The organism is Nocardioides caeni (genome assembly GCF_004912195.1).
Taxonomy (GTDB): domain Bacteria; phylum Actinomycetota; class Actinomycetes; order Propionibacteriales; family Nocardioidaceae; genus Nocardioides; species Nocardioides caeni.
The window spans coordinates 1-5,354 of record NZ_STGW01000029.1 but is presented as its reverse complement, the minus strand read 5'-3'; the positions used below and the strand labels follow the sequence as shown (position 1 = coordinate 5,354).

At 71.2% G+C, this 5,354-nt stretch carries 6 protein-coding genes; 5 read left to right on the top strand and 1 reads right to left on the bottom strand.

Annotated features, from left to right (window positions below; translation table 11 throughout):
* Positions 1-130: 130 nt before the first annotated feature.
* From E9934_RS19240 to E9934_RS19220, 5 genes are all read left to right on the top strand, one after another.
* The gene (locus E9934_RS19240; RefSeq protein ID WP_136564523.1) at positions 131-601 is read left to right on the top strand and encodes a hypothetical protein; all 471 of its coding nucleotides are present in this window, start codon (positions 131-133) and stop codon (positions 599-601) included.
* Between the two features lie 150 nt (positions 602-751).
* Complete coding sequence (locus tag E9934_RS19235) at positions 752-1,087, top strand: DUF4288 domain-containing protein (protein ID WP_158295076.1); 336 nt, start codon at positions 752-754, stop codon at positions 1,085-1,087.
* A 150-nt stretch (positions 1,088-1,237) separates the two neighbouring features.
* Positions 1,238-2,293, top strand: coding sequence for a hypothetical protein (locus E9934_RS19230; protein WP_136564521.1), 1,056 nt, complete (start codon positions 1,238-1,240; stop codon positions 2,291-2,293).
* Between the two features lie 40 nt (positions 2,294-2,333).
* Positions 2,334-3,419, top strand: coding sequence for an acetamidase/formamidase family protein (locus E9934_RS19225; protein WP_136564520.1), 1,086 nt, complete (start codon positions 2,334-2,336; stop codon positions 3,417-3,419).
* Positions 3,416-4,579, top strand: coding sequence for an amidase family protein (locus tag E9934_RS19220; RefSeq protein ID WP_136564519.1), 1,164 nt, complete (start codon positions 3,416-3,418; stop codon positions 4,577-4,579). The genes E9934_RS19225 and E9934_RS19220 overlap by 4 nt, the downstream gene beginning before the upstream one ends.
* A gap of 3 nt (positions 4,580-4,582) precedes the next feature.
* Here the strand turns inward: E9934_RS19220 and E9934_RS19215 are convergent, their stop codons facing one another.
* Positions 4,583-5,014, bottom strand: a complete 432-nt coding sequence (locus E9934_RS19215; RefSeq protein ID WP_202977393.1) for a hypothetical protein — start codon at positions 5,012-5,014, stop codon at positions 4,583-4,585.
* Positions 5,015-5,354 lie beyond the last annotated feature (340 nt).

Below are 5,354 nucleotides of genomic sequence, written 5' to 3'. Positions count from 1 at the left end.
CCGAAGGATCAACTTCGTACACCACGCCACGGGACTTGACCAACATCGACGGGACCTGGAAGCACGGCGGCCGAAGTCTGACGAACGCCCAGGCGTGATGGCTCGAGAGCAACGGTTGGAAGCTGCCCGAATGATGCTGCAGAAGTGGTTCGATGTCGCCTTGGCGCAGACTTCCAGCGGCCGCCCATCTTTCATGTCAGCGCACGTGACCGATCTCGGCCTGAGGGAGTGGGACTGGAGCACGTCGATCGCGCTCCTCACCCGGCTGGCCTCAACGGTCCCCGATGATTGGTTCGGCCGGGTTTCCCTCGCGTTGCCGCTCCAGGAATCGTCGAAGCTTCTGGTGGAGCCGCCGAAGGACCTATCCGCTGCAGCAGACACTCACGAGCCTCCTTCGATCTATGTGCTCGCCCCTGGATTTCTCGAACAGTCACCAACTGACGGCGAAGAGTTTCGGGCCGCGGTACAAGGTCCCGCAGAGCTCGCGGCACCGGGCTTGGTCTTCGAGTTCGTCTCGGCACGCAATGCCGAGGCACGTTCTCATCGGTGGGAGTGTGTGAACGTTCTCTGGGTTCACCTGACTCCCCTTGCCAAGGATTGATCACGCGGCATGCTGCTTCGCCTCGCTGTGAGTCCGACTCCGCAGACGAGCAGGTCGCTCCTACGTCGGGGCCGACGTGAGCACGGAGGACGCACTACGCGCAGGGAATTCGACGGTCAGGAAGCTCCTCACGGACGGACGGTGGTCACGGTGAAATGGTTCAGCGCAATGCTCCGCTTCCTGATCTGGGTTGGTCCCGAAGTTCGGGGACGTGGTCGGAGTGTCGTGTTGCTGCGCGCCGCCGATCACGAAGCAGCTTTCGCGGCAGCGCTCGCGCGGGGACGCGCCCTGGAGCGGGACTTCGTCAACGCTGACGGCGAAGAGGTCCGGTGGCGCCTTCAGCTTGTTGAAACGATCGACGAGTTGGAGGAAGAGTTGGCTGACGGCCGAGAGGTCTACTCCGAGCCCTTCCCTCCGGTTGAGATCGCGCCCGTCGATGACCCCCGGCACCCTGAGGACCTTCATCCCGGCTCCTCGGGAGTCTGAAAGCGCGCCGCACCGGCTTCCTCGCGCCCGCGTAGGTCTCCCACCTGGCGCACATGGCTGGGCACACGTGGACGTCTTCGAATCCACGTGGCAGGGCCCCGCCGCCCTGGCGGCCAGGCTCCCACCACCTCGTTCGCTAACGTGGCCGCCGTGGTGGGACTGCACCTGACGCGTACGGCGGACAACGCGGCGGCGATCGACGCGCTGGCCTCCGACCTGGCCCGCGACGGCGGCGGCCGGGTCGGGATCGACGGCCTGCTGCCGGACCTGTCGCGGCAGCTGCGGCGGACGCGGGCACCCCATCCGCGACTGCTGGGCCGCAAGGTGACGGGCGCGTGGACGTGGGAGGCCGAGGACCGGCGCGACCGGCGCTGGTGGCCGCAGGGCATCACCACGTCGGCGTTCACGGGCGTCAGGGAGCGGCACGGCCACGACGTGCTGATGACCACCTGGTACTCCAAGAAGGGCGAGGGCTCGCGGGTCAGCGTGGTCGACGTCGAGCGACGTCGCTATGCCCACGTCCTGCTCGTGATGCCGACGCTCACCGACGGCCGCCCCGGCATCACGCCGCTCAAGGTCCACGCCGGCGGCATCGTGTGGCACGGCGACCACGTCCACGTCGCCGCGACGGGCAAGGGGTTCATGACCTGCCGCACGGCCGACCTGCTGCGTGTGCCCGCCGGGTCGCCGTACGAGACCTTCGGGCACCGCTACGTCCTCCCCGTCCGCTTCGCGCACCGTGGGGGCCACGAGGAGGGCGTGAGCCGGCTGCGGTTCTCCTTCTTCTCCCTCGACCGGACGACGACGCCACCGACCCTCGCCGTCGGGGAGTACGGCTCGACGCCGCAGAAGACCCGGCGGTTCGCCCGGTTCGCGCTCGACCCCGCGACGGGCCTGCCCCAGCCGGACGCCGAGGGGCGCGCGGCCCCGGAGATCGACGAGCGGGGCGAGGTGCGGATGCAGGGCATGGCGGTCGCGGACGGCACGACCTATGTGACCGCCTCGGCCAGCGGCTTCCTGCCGGGCACCGTGTATGCCGGGTCCCCCGGCGCCTTCCGCCGCTTCCGGGCGGCGACGCCGCCGGGTCCGGAGGACCTGGTGTGGTGGCCCGAGACCGGGTCACTGTGGACGGTGACCGAGCATCCACGCCGCCGCTGGATCGTGGCGATGCGCCGGTCGGGCTTCGGCGCCCGATCCGGACGCTGATCGAAACCTGCACGACGCACCACCGCCCTACGCTGCCCCTGTGACGGTCCACGAGATCCTGCAGCCCGGCAGCGGTCCGATCCGCGCGGACGCCTACCTGCCGGCCGCGCCGGACACGGTGCTGTGGGGGCGGCTGCCGTGCGCGAGCGACGCACCCGTGCTGAGCGTCGAGCCGGGCACGGAGGTCACCTTCGACACCGTCAGTCACGAGGGGATCCTCGAGGACCAGGGCCGCGATCCGCTGGCGTTCTTCGCCCGGCACGGCGTGGACGCGGGCGAGGTGCTGACCGACGCGATCGCCCTCGCCGCCTCGGACGCCCCGCACACCTTCGGGGTCGACGGGCCGCACGTCGTGTCCCGGCCCGTGCGGGTCGAGGGCGCCCGCGTCGGTGACCTGCTGGCGATGACCGTGGTCGAGACGACGCCGCGGGTCCCCTACGGGGTGATCTCCAACCGGCACGGGCGCGGGGCGCTGCCGGACGACTACCCGGTGGGCGGCGGGACCGTCTCGGTCTTCTCCCGGGTCGCCGACGACGGACTCCACGCCACGCTCCCCCTCGTCGAGGGCGGTGAGCCGGTGGTCGCGTTCCCGATGGCGCCCTTCCTCGGGATCATGGGCGTCGCGACCCGCGAGCCGGAGCGACCGCACTCGGTGCCGCCGGGCGCCCACGGCGGCAACATCGACATCAACCTGCTCACGGTCGGCTCCACCCTCTATCTCCCCGTCCAGGTCGACGGCGCGCTGGCCTACGTCGGCGACCCGCACTTCGCGCAGGGTGACGGCGAGGTGTCGCTGACCGCGCTGGAGGCGTCGCTGCGCGCGACGGTGCGCCTGGACGTCGTACCGCACGAGGACGCGGTCCGTCGGTTCGGCGAGCTCGCGGGGCCGCTCGCGGAGACCGTGGACTTCCTGGTGCCGACGGGGATGGACCCGGACCTCGACGTCGCGGTGCAGGACTGCGTCCGGGCAGCGATCGCGCTTCTGGGCGCGCGGCACGGCATGGCGCCCCACCTGGCCTACGCCTATCTCAGCGCCGCCACCGACTTCGACATCTCCCAGGTCGTCGACCTGGTCAAGGGCGTCCACGCCCGGATCCGCAAGAGCGACTTCCCGGAGGTGTCGTGACCGCCTGGGACGAGCGGGTGTGGCAGCTGCGCGGCGACCCGCTCGCCACCGGCGCCGCGGACGGACCGCTGGCCGGGGAGACGGTGGCCGTCAAGGACCTGTACGACGTCCGCGGCCTCTCGGTCGGCGCCGGCAACCCGGCGTTCCTCGACGCCGCCGAGCCGGCCGAGGAGCATGCGCCGGTCGTCGCGCAGCTGCTCGCCGCCGGGGCGTCCGTGCGTGGGATCAGCCAGACCGACGAGTTCGCCTGGTCGCTGGCCGGCACCAACCACCACTACGGCACCCCGCCCAACCCCGCGGCTCCTGGCCGGATCAGCGGCGGCTCGTCGTCGGGGTCGGCGAGCGCGGTCTCGCTGGGCGAGGCGAGCATCGGCCTCGGCACCGACACCGGCGGATCGATCCGCGTCCCGGCCGCCTACCAGGGCCTGTTCGGCATCCGCACGACCCACGGCGCGGTGTCGCGCGACGGGGTGTTGCCGCTGGCTCCGACGTTCGACACCGTCGGCTGGCTGACCCGCGACGCTTCCCTGTTGGCCCGGGTGGGGTCCGTGCTCCTCCCCGAGGGGCCGACGTCGCTCGACCGCCGCTTCGTGACCGTGCCCGACCTGATGGCACTGGCCGACCCCGACGTGGCCGCCGCCGTCGCCGGCTGGCAGCCGCGCCTGCGGATCCCCGAGGCCTGGCCGCTCGGCGACCTCCCCGCCTGGCGCGACGCCTTCGTCACCCTGCAGGCGCGGGAGGCTTGGCAGGCGCACGGCGCGTGGTTCGACGCCTCCCCCGCTCGCCTGGCCTCACTCGGACCGGACGTGCGAGGACGCTTCGACATCGCCGCCCGGGTGACGGCGGCCGAGGCGGACGCCGCGCGGGCTGTGGTCGAGGACGCCCGCGACGTGATCCGCGAGCTCGTCGACGACCGCATCCTCGTCATCCCCGCCACCCCCTGCGTCGCCCCGTCCCTCGGGCCCGACCTGCCTTCTCGACTGCAGGCCGTCCGCTCCTCCACCCTCGCCCTCACCTGCCTCGCCGGCATCGGCGGACTCCCCGCCGTCACCGTGCCGCTCACCACTGCCGCGGGGTTGCCTTGTGGGGCTTGCCTGATCGCTGCGCCTGGGCGGGACCGGGACCTGCTGGAGGTGGTGGTCGAGACGGCCAGCGGGTGAAACTCACGCCCGCTCTGGCCCGGGCCACTCGACCGTGATGGATTCGCCGACGTCGACGGCGCGCCACTGCTGCGACAGCTCGTCGAGCCGCACGTAGACCCGGTCGAGCTCTCTGCCGCTGAGATCGGTGGGCGGAGGATCCTGCCGAACGTAGTGGCTCCCCGGAAGGTGCCCACGGTGCCGCAGCCAGCGTGGATACACCTGGGCCGCGAGGTCCTCCGATCGCTCCATCTCCCCTCCCGTGGACCTGTTGCGTCGCTCGACCTGTCGGGCCCACGCCTTGGTCCGCAGCTCGTCGGTCGGCACGAAGGTCCCGGCATTTCCGCCCGCGGCCAGCGAGCCGAAGATCCCCTGTTTGAGGTCGAACTCCTCCTCGACCACGAGGTGCACCAGGTCATGCGGAATCAGGTCGGAGTAACCAGGCGCCGGATCCATGCGGAGGTCCCCGTGCTGGCGACGAAGCACCGCGACCGCGTAACGCCGCTCACCAGTGCGTTCGAACCTCACCTGCATCCCGGAAAGCTACCGCCCCGGCGCAGGTCGGCACCACCGCATTTCGGAGATCATTAGAACACTCGTTCGATCCTGTGGTAGGATCGAGGCACGGCCGAAGGCGGGATGCTCCGAGTGGTCCCGGGCACCGGAGGGCGAGTCGTCCAGGACATGTCCGGCCCAGCCAGTGGTCGGGAACGCTGCCCGTTGATGGGGCCTCCTGGCAGGCGACAGTCAGAACCTTGTGCTGTCGAGCTCCTGCCGCTGGAGGCGTCCCTGATGT